This window comes from Paraburkholderia sp. BCC1886 (assembly GCF_900996245.1).
Classification (GTDB): Bacteria; Pseudomonadota; Gammaproteobacteria; order Burkholderiales; family Burkholderiaceae; genus Paraburkholderia.
In genome coordinates this window covers 155,364-179,046 of the sequence record NZ_CAAJGK010000074.1, presented here as the reverse complement: position 1 = coordinate 179,046, position 23,683 = coordinate 155,364, and the positions used below count along the sequence as shown (strand labels likewise).

Sequence of the window (23,683 nt, the reverse complement as noted above, 5' to 3'; positions counted from 1 at the left end):
GGCACTAGAACCGGCAGGTCGGTCGCGACCTCGCCATAAAAAACAACCCCACGTTTTTCGATAAAACGTGGGGTTGTTCTACATTCATCGGTCGCTCGACCGGTGTCCGTGGGTCAGAACGATTCGTCCGCTGCCAGATAACGCCACTGTCCGGGCGGCAGCGCGCCGAGCATCACGTGGCCCATCCGTACGCGTTTCAGGCCGAGCACCTGTAAGCCGACCAGTTCGCACATACGACGGATCTGGCGTTTCTTGCCTTCGCGCAGCACGAAGCGCAATTGCTCGCCGTTCTGCCAGCTCACCATCGCCGGCTTGAGCGGCACGCCATCGAGTTCCAGACCGTGACGCAACTGCGCAAGACTTTCCGGCGGGAAGTGCGATTCGACGTCGGTTTCGACATCGCCGAAACTCACGCGAACCAGATATTCCTTGTCCACATCCGAATGGCCGCCGATCAGCTGTTTCGCCACGCGGCCGTCCTGCGTCAGCACAAGCAGGCCGGTCGAGTCGATGTCGAGCCGTCCAGCGGGAGCGAGTTGACGCAAATGCGCGATGGAAAAACGGTTGTCGGAGTGGTCGCCGTCCCAGCGGTTTTCCGGGGTGACGAGCGTGATCGCCGGCTGATAGCCGTCTTCCGCCTGGCCCGACACATAGCCGACCGGCTTGTGGATCAGCACGGTGACCAGTTTCATCTGCTGGGCTTCGGCTGCCGGATCGATCTCGATGCGCTGGTCCGGGCGGACCTTGGTGCCGAGTGTATCGATGCGCTCGCCGTCCACCAGCACCCAGCCTTTCTCGATCCACTCGTCCGCTTCGCGACGCGAACACAGGCCAAGCTCGGACATCAGCTTGGACAGGCGCAAGGTGCCGGGGGCGTCCTCGTAGTCGCGGCGCGGCGCGCGCGGTGCGGCTTCGGCGGATTCGGTTTTGTCGGCGTGGCGGTCGGCTCGAGGCGCTGCAGGACCACGGGGCTTGTCCGCGCGGGCGGGGCGTTCGTCGCCGAAGCGGCGGGGCGCGCCCGGCAGCGATTTGTCGAAGCTGCGGGCCGGACGATCGCTACTTTTGGTGCGCTCGCCACGGTCCGTGCTGCGGGCCGGACGATCGCCGAATTCGCGTTTGGCCGGGGCGCGCTCGTTGCGATCGCCGCGCGGGGCGTGGGGCGATGCTGGCCGGGACGAACGGTCCTGGCGGTCCGAACGTTCCGAACGTTCCGAACGTTCCGAACGTTCCGAACGTTCCGGGCGGTCGCCGTAGCTGGTTTTGACGGGTTTTGCGAAGCTGCGCTCGCCGCGCGCCGGTGCGCCGGGCGCCGGTGCGCCGCGCTCGCCTTCGAAGCGGCGCGGAGCGCTGTCGCTGCGTGGCCCACGCTCACCGCGTTCGCCGCCGAAACGCGGTCGATCCGACGCCTCGCCGTCGCGGCGCGGCGGGCGGTCCGCGCCCGGACGCGGGCCGCTGAACGAACGGCGCTCGCCGTCGTCACGACGCGGCGGGCGGTTGCCTTCGAAGCTGCGTTCGGGACGGGGGCCGCGGTCGGTGCGATCGCCTGCGCCGCGTTCGCCGTCGGTACGGCGCGGCGCACGATCAGTGCGGTCGCTTGCGCCTTCGAAACGGCGCGGCGGTCGATCAGTCCGATCACCTGCGCCTTCGAAACGACGCGGCGGACGATCAGTCCGATCACCTGCGCCTTCGAACCGCCTCGGCGGACGATCAGTCCGGTCGCCTGCGCCTTCAAACCGGCGCGGCGGACGATCGTTGCGATCACCCGCACCTTCGAAACGACGCGGCGGACGATCAGTTCGATCACCTGCACCTTCAAACCGCCTCGGCGGACGATCAGTCCGATCACCCGCACCTTCAAACCGCCTCGGCGGACGATCGGTCCGATCACCCGCACCTTCAAACCGCCTCGGCGGACGATCAGTCCGGTCGCCCGCACCTTCAAACCGGCGCGGCGGACGTTCAGCACGGTCCCCCGCGCCCTCGAACCGTCGTGGCGCACCTTGCCCACGCGCACCATCGTCACGGCGCGGCGGCCGATCACCCCGTTCCCCACGTTCCCCGCGCCCCTCGAACTTCCGCGGCGCACCCGCCGCGTCATCACGCCGCGGGCCACGCCCTTCATTGCCTTCGAACCGCCTCGGCGCGCCCTCGGCGCCTTCGCGGCGCGGCGGGCGATCGGACGTCGTCCGGCGCGCTCCGCCCGCATCCCGATCGCGGGAAAACGAGCCCTCAGCTCTCGCCGGACGTGCGCCGGCGCCTGCCGGCTTGCCGCCGGCCGGACGCTTGCCGCCGCCCGCCGCGCGCGCACCTTCGCCGCGCGCCCCGCCGAAACCCTCCGCTGTGGAAGGCTTGGGTGCCGCCGCCGGACGCGTCGGCTTACGCGCCGACGTGCTTCCGGTACGGACAGGGGCGCGTTCGGACGAAGCCGGCCGCGGATGCTTGGCTGTTAATTTGAGTCGCATGAAATCTCACACTGCGATCGCGCGCAGCAGTTCGGTCTCGACCTGAAGCTGGACACGGCTGTCCGACAGACCGCGTCCATCCAGCAGGAAAACGTCTTCGACGCGTTCGCCGAGCGTATTGATCCGTGCCGACGCGACGCCGACCCGGTGCTCGGCCAGCACGCGCGCGATCGAATAAAGAAGGCCTGGCCGGTCGTTCGCCGACACGGACAGGATGTAATATTGGCCGCGCTCATCGGCCCGGAGGTCGACGCGCGGCGTGATGGGGAAGGTGCGCGACAGGCGCGACAAACGGCCTTTCGACGGTCCGGGAAGCAGTGTGCCGTCGCCGGTGAGACGAGCGCTCAGTTCCTGCTCTACCAGATTGGCAATGTCGCGATAATGCACGTCTTCTTCGGTATGCGCGACCAGGAAATTATCGAGCGCGTAGCCGTGACGGGTCGTGCTGACCCTTGCATCGAGCACCGACAACCCATTGCGGTCGAAATACGCGCAGATGCCCGCGAACAGATCGGGCTGATCCTTCACGTACACCAGCACCTGCAACGCCTCGCCGATCGGCGAAGGACGCGCGCGCACGATCGGCGCCGGCGTTTCGACGTGGCGGTACAGCACCCTCGTTTGCCACGCGATATCCGCGGCGTCGTGACGCAGGAAATAGCCTATGTCGAGCTTGTCCCACAGCGCCTTCTGCGCGCCTTCCGGCACGGTTTCGAGGCGCAGCAGCGCGAGCGCCTCTTCCTGGCGCGACTTGAGTTCCGAGTGAGCGTCGGGTCGTGCGCCGCCTAGTACGGCGAGTGTCGAGCGGTACAGGTCTTCGAGCAGCTTGCCTTTCCACGTGTTCCAGACCTTCGGGCTGGTCCCGCGGATGTCGGCCACCGTCAGCAGATACAGCGCCGTCAGGCAGCGCTCGGTGCCGACCAGTTCGGCAAAGCGTTTGATGACTTCCGGGTCGCTCGTGTCCTGCTTCTGCGCGACCTGGCTCATGGTCAGATGCTGCTGCACGAGCCACACCACCAGTTCGGTGTCTTCGTCGCACATGCCGTGATTGCGGCAGAAACGCCGCGCGTCGGCCATGCCGAGTTGCGAGTGATCGCCGCCGCGACCCTTCGCGATATCGTGAAACAGCGCGGCCACGTACAGCACCCACGGCCGGTCGAAATTGACGATCAACTGGCTGCAGAACGGGTATTCGTGTGCGTGCTCGGCGACGGCGAAGCGGCGCAGGTTGCGCAGCACCATCAGGATGTGCTGGTCGACGGTATAGACGTGATACAGATCGTGCTGCATTTGCCCGACGATGCGGCGGAAATTCAGCAGGTAGCGGCCGAGCACGCTCGTCTGGTTCATCAGCCGGAAAGCGTGCGTGATGCCGGCCGGCTGCTTCAGGATTTCCATGAACAGCCGGCGGTTTTCCGGGTCGCGCCGCCAGTGCTGGTCCATCACGTCGCGCGCGTTGTAGATGGCGCGCAGCGTACGGGCGGAAAAGCCCTTTACGCCCGGCGTTTCCTGATACCAGAGGAAGGCTTCGAGGATCGCCCGGGGCTTGCGTTCGAACACGTCGTCGCTGGTGATTTCCAGCATGCCCTGCTTTTCGACGAACTCGTCCGACAGCACGCGCGTAATGCCGCTCGTGCTCGGGAAAATCTGCGCCTCGACGTTCTGCAGCAGGATGGTCGCCAATTGCGTGACGGCTTTGGCCGACCAGTAGTAGCGGCGCATCAACTGCTCGCTGGCGCGCTTGGTGGCGGTCGGCTTGTAGCCGAAACTCTCGGCCACCGGCGTTTGCAGGTCGAACACCAGAATGTCCTGACGGCGGCCGGCGATGACATGCAGCCGGGCGCGCAGCGCCTTCAGGAAGCTCTCGTTACGGCGCAGCTCGCGCGCTTCGCGTTCGGTGACGAGGCCGCGCGCTTCGAGCTCGCGCCAGCTGTCGCCGAAGCCGGCCGCCTGCGTGATCCACAGGATCAGCTGCAGATCGCGCAGACCGCCTGGGCTCTCCTTGATGTTCGGTTCTAGCGCGTACGGCGTGTCCTGGAACTTGGCGTGACGCTGGCGCATTTCCAGCAATTTCGCCTGGAAAAACGCTTTCGGGTCGAGCGCCTCGCGATAGCGCCGCACGAAGTCGTCGAACAGCGTGGCGCTGCCGGTGATGCGGCGCGCTTCGAGCAGCGAGGTCGTCACGGTGACGTCGTTCGCGGCTTCTTCCAGACATTGCGACCCGCTGCGCACGCTGCTGCCGAGTTCCAGCCCCAGATCCCACGCGAGGCTGATAAAGCGTTCGATGCGCGCCTCCAGATGCTCGACAGGCGTGTCCGGCAGCAGCACCAGGATGTCGATGTCGGAGTGCGGCGCCAGTTCGCCGCGCCCATAGCCGCCGACCGCCAGCAACGCCAGCTCGGCCGGCAACTCGCAGGTGTCCCATGCGGCGCGCAGCGACTCGTCGGTGGCGCGCGCGAGCGCGCCCATCAACGCATCGACATTGGCGGCGGTTTTGAAGCGTTCCAGCAACTGGGCTTTGGCCACCTTGTAGTCCGCCTTGAGCGACGTGGCATGGGATTGGGCAACGACGGGAACACTACTCATTGGCGGGCGCGGTGCGGGTTGGGTCGGACCGCCCGGTCAGACCGTGGCGGCGACGATCGGCGGACGGGCCGGCGTGCCGGCGGACACGGTCAGCACGTCGTAGCCGGTTTCCGTGACGAGCACGGTGTGTTCCCATTGCGCCGACAGGCTGCGGTCTTTCGTTTTGACGGTCCACAGGTCAGGCATGGTGCGGATGTCGCGGCGACCGGCGTTGATCATCGGTTCGATCGTGAAGATCATGCCGGCCTGCAGTTCGAAGCCGGTGCCCGGGCGGCCGTAGTGCAGGATTTGCGGGTCTTCGTGGAACACCGTGCTGATGCCGTGGCCGCAGTATTCGCGCACCACGCTGTAGCCGTGGCCTTCCGCGTGTTTCTGGATAGCGTGGCCGATGTCGCCCAGATGCGCGCCCGGGCGAACCTGGTCGATTCCGAGCCACATGCATTCAAAGGTGATTTGCGTCAGGCGTTTGGCGAGGATCGACCCCTCGCCGACGATGAACATCCGGCTGGTGTCGCCGAAATAGCCGTTCTTGATGACGGTGATGTCGATATTCAGCGCGTCGCCGTTCTTCAGCGCCTTGTCGCCCGGAATACCGTGACAGATCACGTCGTTGACGGAGATGCAGGTGGCTTTGGGGTAGGGCGGGTAGCCCGGCGGCTGGTAATTTAGCGGTGCCGGCACCGTGCCCTGTTCCTTCAGCATGTATTCGTGACAGAGGCGGTCGAGTTCGCCGGTCGTGACGCCGGCGTTAACGAACGGCGTGATGTAGTCGAGCACTTCGCTGGCGAGTTTGCAGGCGACGCGCATTTGCGCGATATCGTGTTCGTTTTTGAGCGTAATAGCCATGAGTCGGGCCTGAAATGCGAATATTGCGGGATTATCGCACCATATTCCGGGCGCCGCAGCCTTTTGAGACGGGCCTCGCGCCTTTTGCGGCGCCTTTGCTGCGGCGGAAGGGAAGCCATGGGCGCAACCCTGCGGCGGTTGGTCAGTGCTACCGCACAGGTTGAGTCTACCGATAGGCGCATGCTATAATCTTTGGCTAAGTCGATCGCTGTCTTTGGTGAACAGTCCGGGGGAAAACTCCGGAGAAAAACGCGTTCGACTGAAGTAGTACGTCACGCCCGTTGCGCCCGTTGCGCTAGCTGCCTGCAAAACGGGATGGTTGTAGTACCCAGGCAGCAAACTCGCAGCAAACTCGCAAGCCGGCGCACCCAGGGTGTCGGTCGCATTCAGGCAGGTGGCGTGTACATCGCGCAACTGGCTATGCGGCAGATACGGCAGCCGGCTTAAGACCCAACCCTCGCGGAGATTTTCATGGCAGTTACCATGCGTCAAATGCTGGAAGCCGGTGTCCACTTCGGTCACCAAACGCGCTTCTGGAACCCGAAGATGGCACCCTTCATTTTCGGTCATCGCAACAAGATCCACATCATCAACCTCGAAAAGACGCTGCCGATGTACAACGACGCGCTGAAGTACGCGCGTCAACTGGCAGCCAACCGCGGCACCATCCTGTTTGTCGGCACGAAGCGTCAATCGCGCGACACGATCGCTGAAGAAGCGCAGCGCGCAGGTATGCCGTACGTCAACGCCCGCTGGCTCGGCGGCATGCTGACCAACTTCAAGACGCTGAAGGTTTCCATCAAGCGCCTGAAAGACATGGAAGCAGCGCTGGAAGCCGGTGAAACCGAGCGCATGAGCAAGAAGGAAGCGCTCCTGTTCGAACGCGAAATGGCCAAGCTGCAAAAGTCGATTGGCGGCGTGAAAGACATGGGCGGCATTCCGGACGCAATTTTCGTGGTCGACGTCGGCTACCACAAGATTGCCGTGACCGAAGCGGCCAAGCTGGGCGTGCCGGTCATCGCCGTGGTCGACACGAACCACTCGCCGGAAGGCATCGACTACGTGATCCCGGGTAACGACGACGCCAGCAAGGCAGTCGCTCTGTACACGGCAGGCGTGGCCGACGCAATCCTCGAAGGCCGTGCGAACGCGGTGAACGAAGTGGTGACGGCTGCTCGTGGCGGTGAAGGCGACGAGTTCGTCGAGGTCAGCGCGGAAGCGTAAAGCTGCCCCGTGTCCGGCAAAAAAGGGGGCTTTCTACAGGCCCCCTTTTTTTAAGTCGCGACACTGTAGTGAGGTGCTGTGAACAGTGCCGAAAGCGTTCTCCGTAAAAAATACGGGCAACGCTGAAACGAATTCTTGCCGCCGGTATCGAAGTCCGGGCGGTGTGTGTCAGACGGAACTCAAGGAGCAAATGATGGCGGCAATTACCGCAAGCATGGTTGCAGAACTGCGCGCAAAGACCGACGCGCCGATGATGGAATGCAAGAAGGCGCTGACGGAAGCCGAAGGCGACATGGCGCGCGCTGAAGAGCTGCTGCGCGTGAAGCTGGGCAACAAGGCGAGCAAGGCAGCATCGCGCGTCACAGCTGAAGGCGTGGTTGCCTCGTTCATCGGCGGCAACGCCGGCTCGCTGGTCGAGCTGAACTGCGAAACCGACTTCGTTTCGAAGAACGACGACTTCCTCGCGTTCACGAAACAGGTGGCCGAACTGGTCGCCACGCAAAACCCGGCCGACGTCGCCGCTCTGTCGGCTCTGCCGCTGGAAGGCTCGACGGTCGACGCAGTGCGTCTCGCGCTGGTCGGCAAGATCGGTGAAAACCTGTCCATCCGCCGTTTCGTGCGTTTCGAAACCGCGAACAAACTGGCCGCCTACCTGCACGGCACGCGTATTGGCGTGCTGGTCGAGTACACGGGCGTGGACGAGCAGGTCGGCAAGGACGTCGCCATGCACATCGCCGCGATGAAGCCGGTCTCGCTGTCGTCGGAAGACGTGCCGGCCGAACTGATCGCCAAGGAACGCAGCATCGCCGAGCAGAAAGCCGCGGAATCGGGCAAGCCGGCCGAAATCGTCGCCAAGATGGTCGACGGCAGCGTGCAGAAGTACCTGAAGGAAGTGTCGCTGCTGAACCAGACGTTCGTTAAGAACGACAAGCAGACGATCGAACAGATGCTGAAGGCAGGCAATGCCAGCGTGCAGAAGTTCGCGCTGTTCGTGGTCGGCGAAGGCATCGAGAAGAAGCAGGACGACTTCGCAGCCGAAGTGGCGGCTCAGGTCGCTGCTGCAAAGCAACAATAAGCCTGACTTAAGCTTCACGCATTACCGTTGGACCCGCGGCGAAGCAACACCTGGCCGCGGGCGGCGGCGCCGCGAGGCGGCGTACCGGAGATTCCCCAGTGCGCTGCCGCCTCTGGCGGGCCTTGGGGGCTCGTCAATTTGGCGACGCTTGCCCGAATCAGTGTTTCACCCCTACATTAACAGTCCCTTGCCGTTCCCTGGACTGTTGCCCTGTTCTGCGCGATCTGGATACCCCTATGCCCACTGCCTACAAACGCGTCCTGCTCAAACTCTCCGGTGAAGCTCTGATGGGCGACGATGCCTTCGGCATCAACCGCGCGACCATCGAACGAATGGTAGCGGACGTGGCTGAGGTGGTTCATCTCGGTACGCAGCTGGCGGTGGTAATCGGCGGCGGCAACATCTTCCGCGGCGTCGCGGGCGGCGCGGCCGGTATGGACCGCGCCACGGCCGACTACATGGGCATGCTGGCCACCATGATGAACGCGCTGGCGCTGCAGGATGCGATGCGTCACGCCGGCATCGAAGCGCGTGTGCAATCCGCGCTGCGCATGGATCAGGTGGTCGAGCCGTACATCCGCCCGCGCGCGATTCGCCAGCTCGAAGAAGGCAAAGTCGTGATTTTCGCGGCCGGTACCGGCAACCCGTTCTTCACGACCGACACCGCGGCCGCACTGCGCGGCTCGGAAATCGGTGCGGAAGTCGTGCTGAAAGCCACCAAGGTGGACGGCGTCTATTCCGCCGACCCGAAGAAAGACCCGAGCGCGACCCGTTACACCACCATCAGCTTCGACGAAGCCATCGGCCGCAATCTGCAGGTCATGGACGCCACCGCGTTTGCGCTGTGCCGCGACCAGAAACTGCCGATCCGCGTGTTTTCGATCGTCAAGCCGGGCGCGCTCAAGCGCATCGTACAAGGCGAGGACGAGGGCACGCTCGTCCACGTGTAAACTCTCGTTCACTTAACGTGAGCTGTGACGCGAACCTGGCCGCCGCATAGCGTGTGTTGGCCGGCTCGCTCCGTTTTCAAGGTTCGGAGGTTTCAAAATGTCTGTGGCTGATATCAGGAAGGGCGCTGAGCAGAAAATGCAGCGCTCCATCGACGCGTTCAAGAACGACCTGTCCAAGATCCGCACGGGCCGTGCTCACACGGGCCTGCTCGACCATATCCAGTGCGATTACTACGGCTCGCCGGTACCGATCTCCCAGGTCGCGAATCTGACCTTGATCGACGCGCGCACGATCGGCGTGCAGCCGTGGGAAAAGAAGATGGTTCAGGTCGTCGAAAAGGCGATCCGCGAGTCGGACCTCGGACTGAACCCCGCCACGCAAGGCGACGTGATCCGCGTGCCGATGCCCGCGCTGACCGAAGAACGCCGCCGCGAACTGACCAAGGTCGTCAAGAGCGAAGCGGAAACGGCGAAGGTGGCGGTTCGCAACCTGCGCCGCGACGCCAACGAGCAACTCAAGAAGCTCGTCAAGGACAAGGAAATTTCCGAAGACGACGAACGCCGTGCCGGCGACGACGTGCAGAAGCTGACGGACAAGTTCGTCGCCGAAATCGACAAGATCGTCGTGACCAAGGAAGCCGAGATCATGACGGTCTGAAGCCGCCCGGCTCAGTACCTTCAGGGTTTCCACTTCCTCATTTGCAGTCACTGTCCCGACGGCCATGACCTATACCAGCTCAACCGTGCGCGTGCCTGATGTTGCCGCGGTGCCGCGACATATCGCGATCATCATGGACGGCAATGGCCGTTGGGCCACCCAGCGGCGTCTGCCGCGCGTGGCGGGCCATACGCGTGGCGTGGACGCAGTCCGCGCGGCCGTCGAGGCGTGCGCCCGGCAGGGCGTCCAGTATCTGACGCTGTTCGCGTTCAGTTCCGAAAACTGGCGTCGCCCGAACGACGAAGTGTCGTTCCTGATGCGCCTGTTCGTCACGGCGCTCGAGCGCGAAATCGGCAAGCTGCACGCAAACGGCATCCGTTTGCGCGTGGTCGGCGACCTGGACAAGTTCGACACCCGCATTCGCGACCTGATCCGCCGCGCGGAAACCAAAACCGCGCGCAATACCCGCCTCACGCTGACCATTGCCGCCAACTACGGCGGCCGCTGGGACATCATGCAGGCCACCCGCAAGCTGGCCGAGCAATCGGCGCTGGCGGGCAAGGCCGTCGAGGTGAACGAGGAATCGTTCGCCGAGCATCTTTCCATGGCGTACGCGCCCGAGCCGGATCTGTTCATCCGCACCGGCGGCGAGCGCCGCGTCAGCAACTTCCTGCTGTGGCAACTCGCGTACACCGAGTTCTATTTCACCGACACCTTCTGGCCTGACTTCGACGCCGATGCGCTCGGTCACGCCATCGCGTCGTATGCCGAGCGTGAACGCCGCTTCGGCCGCACCAGTGCTCAACTCGAGCCGCAATCGCAAAACGTCGATTCGCTTCCATGCTAAAAACCCGTGTCATCACGGCGATCGTGCTGCTGGCGGTATTCCTGCCCGTTACACTGTTCGCGCCGGTCGGCGCGTTCGGCGCGCTGATCGCCTTCGTCGTCGTCTTCGCGGCGTGGGAATGGGCGCGGCTGCTCAAGCTGAGCGGCGCCGGACCGGTGGTCTACGCGCTGGTCACGGCCGTCGCGCTGGTCGCCAGCACGCGTCTCGGCACCGGCGACGTCGCGCCGCGGCCGTTCTTCCAGGCCGCCGCGATTTTCTGGGTAATCGTCGGCCCGTTCGTGCTGTTGCGCAAACCGGCGCTGGCACAAGGCGCATGGCGCCCGTTCCTGTGCGTGGCCGGCATTGTGGTATTCGTCGCGTGCTGGCATGCTCTGGTCGCCGCCCGCATGCAGGGCGTGCCGTTCGTGCTGTCGCTGCTCATCCTGGTTTGGCTCGCCGATATCGGCGCATACTTCTCCGGCAAAGCGTTCGGCAAGCACAAGCTGGCGCCGGCCATCAGTCCGGGTAAAACCTGGGAAGGGGCCATCGGCGGCTGGCTGGTCGTGATGATCGTCGCGGCGCTCGCCGTCTTCCTGCATGCGTTCGAGCCGACCGTTTATTCCGCGCTGCTGGCGCAACTGGGCGCCGTTCGCACGCTTTTCGCGCTGACCTTGCTGGTGGCATTCAGCGTGATCGGCGACCTGTTCGAATCGATGATGAAACGCCAGGCCGGAGTGAAAGATTCAAGCGGCCTGCTGCCGGGGCACGGTGGCGTGCTCGACCGCATCGACGCGTTGTTGCCGGTGTTGCCGCTTGCCATGCTGCTGCTCGGCTAGAGAAAGAGATATGCAAAAACGTCTGACATTGCTCGGTTCCACGGGCTCGATTGGAGACAGCACGCTCGACGTCGTCGCGCGTCATCCCGAACGCTTTTCGGTCTACGCGCTCACCGCGCATCGCAACGGCGACAAGCTCGTCGAGCAATGCCTGCGCTTTCAGCCCGAAGTGGCGGTCGTCGGCGACGCCGACACGGCCGCCCAGGTAGCGGCGAAACTGGGCGCGGCCGGTTGCAGGACGGAGGTGGCCTACGGCCCACAGGCGCTCGTCGAGGTCTCGAAGAGCGCGGGCTGCGACACCGTGGTCGCGGCGATCGTCGGCGCGGCGGGACTCGCCCCCACGCTGGCGGCGGCGCGCGCCGGCAAGCGCATCCTGCTCGCCAACAAGGAAGCGCTGGTGATGTCCGGCTCCATCTTCATGGATGCGGTGCGCGACAACGGCGCCGTGCTGCTGCCGGTCGACAGCGAACACAACGCGATTTTCCAATGCCTGCCGCGCGAAGCCGCGCTGCATGGCGGCGTATCCAAGATCATCCTGACCGCTTCCGGCGGCCCGTTCCGCACGCGCGAACCGGCCACGCTCGTCGACGTGACGCCGGACGAAGCGTGCAAGCACCCGAACTGGGTGATGGGCCGCAAGATCTCGGTCGATTCCGCCACGATGATGAACAAGGGCCTCGAAGTGATCGAGGCGCACTGGCTGTTCAATCTGCCCGGCGAGCGTATCGAGGTACTGATCCATCCGCAGAGCGTGATCCACTCGCTCGTGTCGTATGCGGACGGTTCGGTGCTCGCGCAACTGGGCAACCCCGACATGCGCACGCCGATCGCTCACGCGCTGGCGTTTCCCGATCGCGTCGATTCGGGCGTGGCGCAACTGGACCTCGCGGAGATCGCTTCGCTGTCGTTCGAAAAACCCGACTACACGCGCTTCCCGTGTCTCGCGCTGGCCATGAAGGCGCTCGCCGAAGGCGGCCTGGCTAGCGCGGCGCTGAACGCCGCCAACGAAGTCGCGGTGGAAGCGTTCCTGTCGCGGCAAATTGGCTTCATGGCGATTGCCGAGGTGGTCGACTCGGTGCTCAACAGCTTGCCGCTCGGCAGCGCGAATGCGCTGGACGACGTGATCGCCGCCGATGCGGCCGCGCGTCGCGCCGCGGCCGAAGTCATCGTGCGCCTGCCGGTCGGCGGCGCCCGTCGAACGGAACGCGCCGTCCAGTGAGGCGCTCATGAACCTGCTGATCGAACTGCTCGCTTTCGCGGTCGCGATAGGCGTACTCGTGGTGGTCCACGAGTACGGGCACTACAGCGTGGCGCGTCTGTGCGGCGTGAAAGTGCTGCGCTTTTCGATCGGCTTCGGCAAGCCGCTGTTCCAGTGGGTCAGCCCTAAAACCGGCACCGAGTGGACGATTGCCGCGCTGCCGCTAGGCGGCTACGTGAAGATGCTCGACGAGCGGGAAAACGTCGACACGCCCATTCCCGCCGACCTGCTTTCGCAGACGTTCAACCGCAAATCGGTATGGCGGCGCTTTGCGATCGTCGCCGCGGGACCGGTTGCGAACTTCATTCTGGCCATCGTGCTGTTCGGCGTCGTGTTCGCCACGGGTGTCACCGAGCCCGCCGCGATCGTCGCGACACCGACGGCCAATACACTCGCCGCGCGTGCCGGTTTCGAGGGTGGCGAGACCATCGTCGCCGCGCGTACCGGCAACGCAGCGGACTCCGAACCGGTGCGCTCGTGGTCGGACCTGCGCTGGAAGTTGCTCGGTGCGGCATTCGATCACAAGCGTGTGATCCTGAGCGCGAAAGACAGGCACGGCACGTCCGACTTTCAACTCGATCTGAGCGGTCTCGGCGAGAAGGACATCGACGACGACTTCATGTCGCATCTCGGTTTCGAACCGGGCGGCGGTACGCTGATCGTCGCGGGTGTGCAGGCGGGCAGCGCCGCGCAACAGGCGGGGCTCGTCACCGGCGATCGCCTGCGTGCGGTCGATGGTGTGCCCACCGCGAATGCGACGACGTTCATCGCGTATGTGAAGGCGCATGCCGGTCAGCCGTTGACGCTGCAGGTCGAGCGCGGCGGCAGCGGGAAGAATGCTAACGCAAACGCAAATGCGAGCGCTAACACGACGTCGACACCCGCCACACAAGGCAAGCTCGAAGACCTGCGCGTGATCCCGCAAATGCAGCGCGACGATGCCACGGGTCAGCAGGTCGGTCGCATCGGCGCGGAACTGGCCACACAGGTGCCGTCCATCGACGTACGCTACGGCCCGATCGAAAGCCTGCAACTGGGCGCGCGCCGCACGTGGGATCTGTCGGTGTACTCGGTAAGAATGTTCGGGCGGATGATCGTCGGCGAAGCCTCGCTGAAGAATCTCTCCGGTCCCGTGACGATTGCCGACTACGCAGGAAAGAGCGCACGTCTGGGCCCATCCGCATTTTTGTCGTTCCTGGCCCTTGTCAGTATTAGTCTCGGTGTACTGAACCTGTTACCAATTCCGGTATTGGACGGGGGTCATCTGTTATATTATTTGGTTGAAGCCGCCACCGGTAAAGTTGTCTCAGATCGCTGGCAACTCGTTTTTCAGAGGGCGGGTCTCGCTTGCATTGTTGCGTTGTCGGCGATTGCGCTGTTCAACGATCTGGCTCGTTTAATCCATTTTTAAAGTGTCTGGCGGCGTTCACGATGGCGACCGTCCGACCTGATGCAGCTATACACACTGGGGAAGCACGTTGTTTAAACCTCATCGCTTTGTTCCAAAGACCGTTATAGCCGCGGCGTTCGCCGCGCATGGGCTGGCTGCTCACGCAACGACGCCCTTCGTGGTGCAAGACATCCGGATCGAGGGATTGCAACGCGTCGAACCCGGTACCGTGTTTGCCTATCTGCCCATCAAGCAGGGCGACACTTTCAGCGACGATAAAGCCTCCGACGCGATTCGCGCACTGTACGCCACGGGCTTTTTCAACGACGTCAAGATCGCGACCGAAGGCAGCGTCGTCATCGTGCAGGTGCTGGAGCGTCCGGCCATCGGCACGATCGATTTCTCCGGCATTCACGAGTTCGACAAGGACAACCTGACCAAAGCGCTGCGCGCGGTCGGTCTGTCGCAAGGCCGCTATTACGACAAGGCACTCGTCGACAAGGCCGAGCAGGAACTGAAGCGTCAGTACCTCACGCGCGGCTACTACGCCGCCGAAGTCACCACCACGATCACGCCGATCGACCGCAATCGCGTGTCGGTGCTGTTCTCGGTGGCCGAGGGTCCGAGCGCGAAGATCCGCCAGATCAACTTCATCGGCAACAAGGCGTTCAGCACTGGTACGTTGCGCGACGAAATGCAACTGTCCACGCCGAACTGGTTCTCGTGGTACACGAAAAACGACCTGTACGCGAAAGACAAGCTCACGGGCGACCTCGAGAACGTTCGCTCGTATTACCTGAATCGCGGTTACCTCGAGTTCAATATCGAGTCGACCCAGGTGTCCATCACGCCGGACAAGAAGGACATGTACCTGACGGTCACGCTGCATGAAGGCGAGCCGTACACGATTTCGAGCATCAAGCTGGCCGGCAACCTGCTGGACCGCGAAGCCGAGCTGAACAAGCTCATCAAGATCAAACCGGGCGACCGCTTCTCGGCTGAAAAGCTGCAAGCCACCACCAAGACCCTCGTCGACAAGCTGGGCGAATATGGTTACGCATTCGCGACCGTCAACGCGCAGCCGCAAATCGACCAGGAGCACCACAAGGTCGACCTGACCTTGCAGGTGGACCCGAGCCGTCGCGTCTACGTGCGTCGTATCAACGTGGTCGGCAACACGCGGACGCGCGACGAAGTGGTGCGCCGCGAAATGCGCCAGCTCGAAAGCTCGTGGTTCGATTCGAACCGCCTCGCGCTGTCGAAAGACCGGATCAACCGTCTGGGCTATTTCACGGACGTAGACGTCACCACGGTGCCGGTGGAAGGCACGCCCGACCAGGTGGACGTCGACGTCAAGGTGGCCGAAAAGCCGACCGGCGCGATTACGCTCGGTGCCGGTTTCTCGTCGACCGACAAGGTGGTGCTTTCGGCCGGCGTGTCGCAGGACAACGTGTTCGGTTCGGGTACGAGCCTTTCGGTCAACGTGAATACCGCCAAGACGTATCGCACGTTGACGGTCACGCAGGTCGACCCGTACTTCACGGTCGACGGCATCAAGCGCATTACCGACGTCTACTACCGCACGTATCAGCCGCTGTACTACTCGACCGATTCGAGCTTCAAGATCGTCACCATCGGCGGCGACCTGAAGTTCGGTATTCCGTTCTCGGAAGTGGACACGGTCTACTTCGGCGCAGGCCTCGAGCAGAATCAGCTGGATGTCGACTCGACCACGCCGGCTTCGTACAAGCAATACGTCGCCGACTTCGGCCGCGTGTCGAACAACGTGCCGATCACGGTGGGCTGGTCGCGCGATGCGCGCGATAGCGCACTGGTGCCGAGCCGCGGTTATTTCACGCAGGCGAACGCCGAGTACGGTACGCCTATCGGTGGCACCCAGTACTACAAGGCCGACATCAACGCGCAGTACTATTACTCGTTCGCGCGCGGCTTCGTGCTGGGCTTCAACTTCCAGGGCGGTTACGGTAACGGTCTGAGCGGCAAGCCGTACCCGATTTTCAAGAACTACTACGCCGGCGGTATCGGTTCGGTGCGCGGTTACGAGCCTAGCTCGCTGGGCCCGCGCGACAAGACCACCAACGACCCGATCGGCGGCTCGAAAATGATCGTCGGTAACGTCGAGTTGACGTTCCCGCTGCCGGGTACGGGCTACGACCGGACCTTGCGAGTGTTTACGTTCCTCGATGCGGGTAACGTCTGGGCCGACGCGAGCAGCGCGGCGAATTCGACCGGCGCGAACGGTCTGCGTTACGGCTACGGTGTCGGTCTCGCATGGATTTCGCCGATCGGGCCGCTCAAGCTCAGCCTGGGCTTCCCGCTCGTCAAGCACACCGGCGACCAGTATCAGAAGTTCCAGTTCCAGATCGGGACGGCATTCTGATCCGGACTACGTTCACGCCGAGCTCGCCCACAACAGTATCGAGAGGATGACTTTGCTAACCGGTATGTTTTCGAAACGTGTAGCGTGCGCGTTTGCGCTGGCCATGACGCTGGGCGTCGGCGTAGCGCACGCGCAGGAAGCCAGGATCGCCGCGGTGAACTCCGACCGGATCCTGCGCGAATCGGCAGCGGCCAAGGCGGCACAGGTCAAACTGGAAGCCGAGTTCGCCAAGCGCGACAAGGACCTCGCCGACATGGCGACGAAACTGAAGTCGATGTCCGATTCGCTCGACAAGAGCGGCGCGTCGTTGTCGGCCGCCGACCGCGCACAGAAGCAGCGCGACCTGTCGCAACTCGATACGGACTTCCAGCGCAAGCAGCGCGAGTTTCGCGAAGACCTGAACCAGCGCCGCAACGAAGAGCTCGCTGCGGTGCTCGACCGGGCCAACAAGGTCATCAAGCAGATCGCCGAGCAGCAGCATTACGACCTGATCGTTCAGGAAGCGGTGTACGTGAGCCCGCGCATCGATATCACAGACCAGGTGTTGAAGGCGCTGGCCGCGTCCGGTAACTGAGCCGGGCGCAACCAGACGCAATTGAACGCGGTCACGGGCAAGCAGGCCCGGGTCGCGCAAACAACAAGCTGGACTGATTTGCAGGAGACAGCATAGGCATGGCATTTACGCTCGCGGACATCGTCCAACGGTTCGGCGGTGAAGTAGTTGGAGACGCCACGCAGCGCGTCGGCGGTCTGGCGCCGCTCGACCAGGCGGGTCCCGACCAGCTGGCGTTCCTCGCTAACCCGAAATACCTGTCGCAGGTCGAGACGACCCGCGCGGGTGCCGTGCTGATCAACGCCGACGACCTCTCCAAAGTCGCCTCGCGCGAAGGTCGTCATTTCATCGTCACGCCGAATCCTTACGCTTACTTCGCCCGCGTCGCGCAGACCTTCATCGATCTCGCGGCGCCGAAGCTTCAGCCGGGCGTGCACCCGAGCGCGACCATCGACCCGTCCGCGCAAGTCGCGGCGAGCGCCGTGATCGGCCCGCGTGTGACCGTGGAAGCGGGCGCGGTGATCGGCGAGAACGTGCGGCTCGATGCCAACGTGTTCATCGGCCGGGGCACACGCATCGGCGCCGGCACGCATCTGTATCCGAACGTGGCGATTTACCACGGCTGCAAGCTCGGCGAGCGCGTTATCGTGCACGCGGGCGCGGTCATCGGTTCGGACGGCTTCGGCTTCGCACCCGACTTCGTCGGCGAAGGCGAAGCGCGTACCGGCAGTTGGGTCAAGATTCCGCAAGTGGGTGGCGTGTCGATTGCGGCCGACGTCGAAATCGGCGCGAACACCACGATCGACCGCGGCGCGATGGCCGACACGATCATCGAAGAGTGCGTGAAGATCGACAATCTCGTGCAGATCGGCCACAACTGCAAGGTCGGCGCATACACGGTCATCGCCGGTTGCGCGGGCATTGCGGGCAGCACGACTATCGGCCGTCATTGCATGATCGGCGGCGCAGTCGGCATTGCCGGTCACGTGACGCTGGCCGATTACGTGATCGTCACGGCCAAGTCGGGCGTGTCGAAATCGCTGTTGAAGCCCGGCATGTACACCAGCGCGTTCCCGGCCGTGAACCATGCGGACTGGAACAAAAGCGCGGCGTTGCTGCGCAATATCGACAAACTCCGCGATCGTATCAAGGCGCTCGAAGCCGCCGCGGCGGCGAAGCCCACGGAAGGGCAAAACTGAGTTTTCAGGGCGGCCCCCTCGCGCCGCGTAAAATAGCGGCGCAACCCACCCGCGGCACGCGTTACCGAAACCCACCTGCACCAGCATCCGCAGTCATCATCGCGCAGTCAATGCGTGAGCAGAAACACCATGAGCACCGAAAAAATCAATCTCGACATTCATAAGATTCTCACGCTGCTGCCGCATCGCTACCCGATCCTGCTGGTCGACCGGGTGCTCGAACTCGAACCGCACAAGAGCATCAAAGCGTTGAAGAACGTGTCGATCAACGAGCCGTATTTTCAGGGTCACTTCCCGACCCGTCCGGTGATGCCCGGCGTGCTGATTCTCGAAGCACTTGCCCAGACGGCCGCACTGCTGACGTTCTCGGAAGAGCCCAGTGATCCGGCGAGCACGCTGTACCTGTTCGTCGGTATCGACAACGCGCGCTTCAAGCGCGTCGTGGAACCAGGCGACCAGTTGATCCTGAATTGCACGTTCGAGCGTCACATGCGCGGTATCTGGAAGTTCAAGGCGCGTGCCGAAGTGGATGGCGTCGTGGCGGCGGAAGCCGACCTGATGTGCGCGGTACGGCACACGGACAAAGACGCTTGAGGTCGGGGTTCGGGCAGTCGGCGGTCAGTATCGGGCGAGGCCGGCCCCGCACCCGTCCATCCAGACAACGCAACAGAATCAGAAGCGAGGACGCATGAGCAGGATTCATCCCACTGCGATCGTCGAGGCCGGCGCACAACTCGACGAATCCGTCGAAGTCGGTCCGTATGCCGTCATCGGCGCAAACGTCACCATCGGTGCGCGCAGCAGCGTCGGGTCGCACAGCGTGGTCGAAGGCCACACCACGATCGGCGAAGACAACCGGATCGGCCATTACGCGTCGGTCGGCGGCCGTCCGCAGGACATGAAGTACCGTGACGAACCCACCCGGCTCGTTATCGGCAATCGCAACACCATCCGCGAATTCACTACGCTGCATACCGGCACGACCCAGGACACGGGCGTCACCACGCTCGGCGACGACAACTGGATCATGGCGTACGTGCACATCGGTCACGACTGCCACGTCGGCAACAACGTCATTCTGTCGAGCAATGCGCAGATGGCCGGCCACGTGACGATCGGCGACCATGCGATCGTCGGCGGCATGTCGGGCGTGCACCAGTTCGTGCGCATCGGCGCGCATTCGATGCTCGGCGGCGCGTCCGCGCTCGTGCAAGACATTCCGCCGTTCGTGATCGCCGCAGGCAACAAGGCCGAGCCGCACGGTATCAACGTCGAAGGTCTGCGCCGCCGCGGCTTTTCGGCGGAAGCGATTTCGGCGCTGCGCTCGGCCTATCGCGTGTTGTACAAGAACGGTCTGTCGCTCGAAGAAGCCAAGGTGCAATTGCGCGAACTCGGCTCCGCGGGCGGCGACGGCGACGCGCCGGTGCAAACGCTGCTGGCGTTCGTCGTTGCGTCGCAACGCGGCATCATCCGCTAAGCGATGGCCTTGCAACCCAGTCCGCTGCGCGTCGCGATGGTAGCCGGCGAGCCGTCCGGCGATCTGCTGGCGGCGTCGCTGCTCGACGGCCTCGCGAGCCGTTTGCCCGCCACGACGCAGTATTACGGCATTGGCGGCCCGCGCATGACCGCCGCGGGCTTCGACGCCCACTGGCCGATGGACAAGCTGACCGTGCGCGGCTATGTCGAAGCGCTGCGGCACATTCCCGAGATTCTCGGCATCCGCAATGAATTGAAGCGCCAGTTGCTGGCCGAACCCCCGTCGGTGTTCATCGGCGTGGACGCGCCGGACTTCAATTTCGGCCTCGAACATCCGCTGCGCGATGCCGGCATTCCGACCGTGCATTTCGTTTGCCCGTCCATCTGGGCGTGGCGCGGCGGGCGCATCAAGAAAATCGCGAAGGCGGTCGACCACATGCTGTGCGTGTTTCCGTTCGAAACCGCATTGCTCGAAAAAGCCGGTATCGCGGCGTCGTACGTGGGGCATCCGCTGGCCGACGCGATTCCGCTCGAACCCGACACGCTCGGCGCGCGCCGTACGCTGGGACTCGCGGAAAGCGGACCGGTCATCGCCGTGTTGCCGGGCAGCCGGCGCTCGGAAATCGACCTGATCGGCCCGACGTTTTTTGCCGCGATGGAAATGATGCAGCACCAGGAACCCGGTCTGCGCTTCGTGATGCCGGCGGCCACGCCCGCATTGCGCGAGATGCTGCGTCCGCTGGTCGACTCGCACCCGGGTCTGGCGCTGACGATTACCGACGGCCAGTCGCAACTCGCGATGACCGCGGCGGACGCGATTCTCGTGAAGAGCGGCACGGTGACGCTGGAAGCCGCGTTGCTGAAAAAGCCGATGGTGATCTCGTACAAGGTGCCCTGGCTGACCGGGCAGATCATGCGGCGTCAGGGTTATCTGCCTTATGTGGGTTTGCCGAACATTCTGGCGGGGCGCTTCGTGGTGCCGGAAATCCTGCAGCATTTCGCGACGCCTCAGGCGCTCGCCGAGGCGACGCTCAAGCAGTTGCGCGACGAAGGCAACCGCCGCACGCTCACCGAGATTTTTACGGAGATGCATCACGCGCTGAGGCAGAACACCGCGCAGCGGGCCGCGGAGGTCGTCGCGGCCGTGATCGAACAGCGCAAGGTGCGGCCATGAACGGGGCGCGCGCTCCGGGTCGGAAGTCGGCCAAGGTCGCGGGCGTCGCGGGCACGGCGGCGCAGCAGGTTGGCCTGAATTTCGAGTCGGTCGACGACATTATTTGTGGCGTCGACGAAGCCGGGCGCGGACCGCTGGCCGGTCCGGTGGTCGCGGCGGCGGTCATTTTCGACCCGTCCAGGCCGATGATTCGCGGCCTCGACGATTCGAAGGCGCTCAGCGCCAAGAAGCGCGACGAGCTGTACGACAAGATCGTCGACCGCGCGTTGGCTTACTGCATCGCGTCGGCGAGCGTCGAAGAAATCGATACGCTGAATATCCTGCATGCCACCATGCTGGCGATGAAGCGCGCGGTCGAAGGTCTCTCTGTCGCGCCCACGCTCGTGAAAATCGACGGCAACCGTTGCCCGACGCTGAGCGTGCGCAGCGAAGCGGTGATCGGCGGCGATGCTTTGGTCAAATCCATCTCGGCGGCGTCGATTCTCGCCAAGGTCACGCGCGACCGCATGCTGCTCGAATTGCATCAGACGTATCCGGTGTACGGCTTCAACGCGCATGCCGGTTACGGCACGCCGCAGCATCTCGCGGCCTTGCGCGAACACGGTCCGTGCGAGCATCATCGGCGTTCGTTTGCGCCGGTGCGCGAAGCGCATCAGCGGCTGGGCATGATCGGCGATAGCACGGTCGCTTTGGCCGCGCCGCAGGGCTCGAACGGCGTCATCGTGATGCCCGGCGCGCTCCTCGACGACGACGCCTTCGGCGAGCGCGACGGCGCGCTCTGAGCCACACACGTTACGCGTGACGTGCGGCCTGTCGGTCGTTCTCTTTTCCCCCATTCTCTAAGCCTTCGCTGCCTGTGAAAGCCATCACCTCGCGGGACAATCCGCTCTATAAGCGCCTGAAGGCACTGGCCGGTTCCACGCATCAGCAACGTCGCGGCGGACAGGCGCTGCTCGAAGGCTTGCATCTCGCAAGCGCGTTTCTCGACGTCGCCGGACAGCCGGAAATGTGCGTGGTGACCGAGGGTGCGTTGCAGCACGACGAAGCACGCGCGATCGTTGCTCGTATCGACGAGCAGCGGATCGTCACGCTGCCGGACGCGCTGTTCGGGCAACTGTCGAATGTCGTGCATGGCGTCGGGCTGCTGCTGCTCGTGGACAAGCTCGCCGCGCCGTTGCCGGACACGGTGACCGAGACCTGCATCGTGCTGGACGGCGTACAGGATGCGGGCAACGTCGGCTCGATTCTGCGCAGTGCGGCGGCCGCCGGCATTCAGCACGTGTTCTGCGCGCCGGGCACGGCGTACGCGTGGTCGTCGAAGGTGTTGCGCTCGGGAATGGGCGCGCACTTCCTGCTACAGATTCACGAGGACGTGGACGCGGCGGCGCTGATCGGCCGGCTGGCGGTGCCCGTCGTCATCACCGATTCGCATGGCGCCGAGGCGCTCTACGACTGCGATCTGAGCGGTGCGCTCGCGTGGGTGTTCGGGAACGAGGGCGCGGGCGTCTCGCAGACGTGGCGCGACGCGGTGACGCTGCGAGTGACGATTCCGCAGCCGGGCGGCATGGAGTCGCTGAACGTGGCGGCTGCGGCGGCGGTCTGCGTATTCGAACAGTGCCGCCAGCAGCGTAACGTGTGAGAACGGTTTGGGCCCGATCTTCAATAAGAAGGCCGTTCCAGCTTCACTTCCTGCAGGATCGTCGTGGCGATTTCTTCAATCGACTTGTGCGTCGACGATAGCCATTTGATACCTTCACGCCGCATCATCGCCTCGGCCTCGTTGATCTCGTAGCGGCAGTTTTCCAACGCCGCGTACTTGCTGCCCGGGCGGCGCTCGTTGCGGATCTCCGCGAGCCGCTGCGGATCGATCGACAGGCCGAACATTTTCTGCCGGTGCTCCAGCAGCGCCGAAGGCAATTTGCCGCGTTCGAAGTCTTCCGGAATCAGCGGATAGTTGGCGGCTTTCACCCCATACTGCATTGCCAGATAGAGGCTCGTCGGCGTTTTGCCGCTGCGCGAGACGCCGACCAGGATCACGTCGGCGTCGGCGAGATTGCGGTTCGACTGACCGTCGTCGTGAGCTAGCGAAAAGTTGATCGCCTCGATACGGTTCTTGTACTCGTCGGTGTCGGCGTTCTGGTGACCCCGGCCCATTGCATGGCTCGACTTCAATTCCAGTTCCTGCTCGAGCGGCTCGACGAAGGTCTGGAACATGTCGAGCACGAGCGCATTCGAGCCCTTCACGATCTGATTCGACGCGCTGTCCACGAGCGTTGTGAACACGATCGGACGGCGACCGTCCACCTTGATCGCCTCGTTGATTTTTTCGAGCGTGGCGTAAGCCTTCTCCGACGAATCGACGAAGGGCACACGAACCAGGCGGAATTTCTGGTCGAACTGGGAGAGGATCGAATGCGCGAAGGTTTCGGCAGTGATCCCGGTACCGTCGGAGACGATGAATACGGTGGGCGGCATCAGTGGGGCAGGGAACGTGAGCGTGAAGAACGCTCGACTAAACTATCGCTGTTTCGACACCGCTACCCGGCGGTTTATGCCGCAGAGCTCGCCGCGTCGTAATAGCGCGCCTTGTAGCACCGCTACCGCGCCTCGCGCCGCCGGAGCCTCGCTAAGAGCCCGCCGGTCGGTCCGGGGCGCGATTCGAGGCGCAATTCTCGTCCGACAGTCACATTTCGAGAGTCGGCACGGTAGAATAGCGGCAACCTGTTGGATAAGCAATTGCAGGCGATTGGCGTCTAACTCACCGCGAAC

Annotated in this window: 20 protein-coding genes and 1 pseudogene; 16 read left to right on the top strand and 5 right to left on the bottom strand. The window is 63.8% G+C overall.

Annotated features, from left to right (window positions below):
- Positions 1 to 113: 113 nt before the first annotated feature.
- The 4 genes and pseudogenes from FQ746_RS25350 to FQ746_RS34880 form a co-directional block, all read right to left on the bottom strand.
- Positions 114 to 2,192, bottom strand: a pseudogene (locus FQ746_RS25350) (pseudouridine synthase); the annotation flags it as partial.
- 276 nt (positions 2,193 to 2,468) lie between these two features.
- On the bottom strand, positions 2,469 to 5,048 hold the full coding sequence (locus tag FQ746_RS25345; protein WP_144112537.1) for a [protein-PII] uridylyltransferase: 2,580 nt from the start codon (positions 5,046 to 5,048) through the stop codon (positions 2,469 to 2,471).
- A gap of 36 nt (positions 5,049 to 5,084) precedes the next feature.
- Positions 5,085 to 5,894: a type I methionyl aminopeptidase gene (gene map, locus FQ746_RS25340; protein WP_144112536.1), complete on the bottom strand. Its 810-nt coding sequence runs from the start codon at positions 5,892 to 5,894 to the stop codon at positions 5,085 to 5,087.
- Between the two features lie 183 nt (positions 5,895 to 6,077).
- Positions 6,078 to 6,464 carry a hypothetical protein gene (locus FQ746_RS34880; protein ID WP_186310850.1) on the bottom strand — a complete coding sequence of 129 codons (387 nt, stop codon included), beginning with the start codon at positions 6,462 to 6,464 and terminating at the stop codon, positions 6,078 to 6,080.
- Here FQ746_RS34880 and rpsB point away from each other — a divergent pair.
- The 16 genes from rpsB (at position 6,366) to FQ746_RS25260 (ending at position 22,553) form a co-directional block, all read left to right on the top strand.
- Positions 6,366 to 7,118, top strand: a complete 753-nt coding sequence (gene rpsB / locus FQ746_RS25335) for a 30S ribosomal protein S2 (protein WP_144112535.1) — start codon at positions 6,366 to 6,368, stop codon at positions 7,116 to 7,118. The genes FQ746_RS34880 and rpsB overlap by 99 nt on opposite strands.
- Before the next feature lie 193 nt (positions 7,119 to 7,311).
- On the top strand, positions 7,312 to 8,193 hold the full coding sequence (gene tsf / locus FQ746_RS25330; protein ID WP_144112534.1) for a translation elongation factor Ts: 882 nt from the start codon (positions 7,312 to 7,314) through the stop codon (positions 8,191 to 8,193).
- A gap of 236 nt (positions 8,194 to 8,429) precedes the next feature.
- Complete coding sequence (gene pyrH / locus FQ746_RS25325) at positions 8,430 to 9,143, top strand: UMP kinase (RefSeq protein ID WP_144112533.1); 714 nt, start codon at positions 8,430 to 8,432, stop codon at positions 9,141 to 9,143.
- Between the two features lie 97 nt (positions 9,144 to 9,240).
- Positions 9,241 to 9,801 carry a ribosome recycling factor gene (frr, locus tag FQ746_RS25320; protein ID WP_144112532.1) on the top strand — a complete coding sequence of 187 codons (561 nt, stop codon included), beginning with the start codon at positions 9,241 to 9,243 and terminating at the stop codon, positions 9,799 to 9,801.
- A 64-nt stretch (positions 9,802 to 9,865) separates the two neighbouring features.
- On the top strand, positions 9,866 to 10,648 hold the full coding sequence (gene uppS, locus FQ746_RS25315; RefSeq protein ID WP_144112531.1) for a polyprenyl diphosphate synthase: 783 nt from the start codon (positions 9,866 to 9,868) through the stop codon (positions 10,646 to 10,648).
- Positions 10,642 to 11,463 carry a phosphatidate cytidylyltransferase gene (locus tag FQ746_RS25310; protein ID WP_144112530.1) on the top strand — a complete coding sequence of 274 codons (822 nt, stop codon included), beginning with the start codon at positions 10,642 to 10,644 and terminating at the stop codon, positions 11,461 to 11,463. Before uppS ends, FQ746_RS25310 begins: the two co-directional genes overlap by 7 nt.
- Before the next feature lie 10 nt (positions 11,464 to 11,473).
- Positions 11,474 to 12,682 (top strand): 1-deoxy-D-xylulose-5-phosphate reductoisomerase, encoded by a 1,209-nt coding sequence (locus FQ746_RS25305; protein ID WP_144112529.1) that lies wholly within the window; start codon positions 11,474 to 11,476, stop codon positions 12,680 to 12,682.
- Between the two features lie 7 nt (positions 12,683 to 12,689).
- Positions 12,690 to 14,132, top strand: a complete 1,443-nt coding sequence (gene rseP, locus FQ746_RS25300; protein WP_144112528.1) for an RIP metalloprotease RseP — start codon at positions 12,690 to 12,692, stop codon at positions 14,130 to 14,132.
- 67 nt (positions 14,133 to 14,199) lie between these two features.
- Positions 14,200 to 16,512 (top strand): outer membrane protein assembly factor BamA, encoded by a 2,313-nt coding sequence (bamA, locus tag FQ746_RS25295; RefSeq protein ID WP_144112527.1) that lies wholly within the window; start codon positions 14,200 to 14,202, stop codon positions 16,510 to 16,512.
- A gap of 52 nt (positions 16,513 to 16,564) precedes the next feature.
- Complete coding sequence (locus tag FQ746_RS25290) at positions 16,565 to 17,086, top strand: OmpH family outer membrane protein (protein ID WP_186310849.1); 522 nt, start codon at positions 16,565 to 16,567, stop codon at positions 17,084 to 17,086.
- A gap of 98 nt (positions 17,087 to 17,184) precedes the next feature.
- Positions 17,185 to 18,264 (top strand): UDP-3-O-(3-hydroxymyristoyl)glucosamine N-acyltransferase, encoded by a 1,080-nt coding sequence (gene lpxD / locus FQ746_RS25285; RefSeq protein ID WP_144112526.1) that lies wholly within the window; start codon positions 17,185 to 17,187, stop codon positions 18,262 to 18,264.
- A gap of 129 nt (positions 18,265 to 18,393) precedes the next feature.
- Positions 18,394 to 18,858, top strand: coding sequence for a 3-hydroxyacyl-ACP dehydratase FabZ (gene fabZ, locus FQ746_RS25280; protein ID WP_144112525.1), 465 nt, complete (start codon positions 18,394 to 18,396; stop codon positions 18,856 to 18,858).
- Positions 18,859 to 18,952: 94 nt separating this feature from the next.
- Positions 18,953 to 19,741 (top strand): acyl-ACP--UDP-N-acetylglucosamine O-acyltransferase, encoded by a 789-nt coding sequence (gene lpxA / locus FQ746_RS25275; protein WP_144112524.1) that lies wholly within the window; start codon positions 18,953 to 18,955, stop codon positions 19,739 to 19,741.
- 3 nt (positions 19,742 to 19,744) lie between these two features.
- Complete coding sequence (gene lpxB, locus FQ746_RS25270) at positions 19,745 to 20,914, top strand: lipid-A-disaccharide synthase (RefSeq protein ID WP_144112523.1); 1,170 nt, start codon at positions 19,745 to 19,747, stop codon at positions 20,912 to 20,914.
- A complete protein-coding gene (gene rnhB, locus FQ746_RS25265) occupies positions 20,911 to 21,696 on the top strand; it encodes a ribonuclease HII (protein WP_144112522.1) in 786 nt (261 codons plus the stop codon). The genes lpxB and rnhB overlap by 4 nt, the downstream gene beginning before the upstream one ends.
- Positions 21,697 to 21,770: 74 nt before the next feature.
- Positions 21,771 to 22,553: a TrmH family RNA methyltransferase gene (locus FQ746_RS25260; protein ID WP_144112521.1), complete on the top strand. Its 783-nt coding sequence runs from the start codon at positions 21,771 to 21,773 to the stop codon at positions 22,551 to 22,553.
- 20 nt (positions 22,554 to 22,573) lie between these two features.
- Here FQ746_RS25260 and FQ746_RS25255 read toward each other — a convergent pair whose 3' ends face one another.
- Positions 22,574 to 23,389 (bottom strand): pyruvate, water dikinase regulatory protein, encoded by an 816-nt coding sequence (locus tag FQ746_RS25255; RefSeq protein WP_144112520.1) that lies wholly within the window; start codon positions 23,387 to 23,389, stop codon positions 22,574 to 22,576.
- Positions 23,390 to 23,683 lie beyond the last annotated feature (294 nt).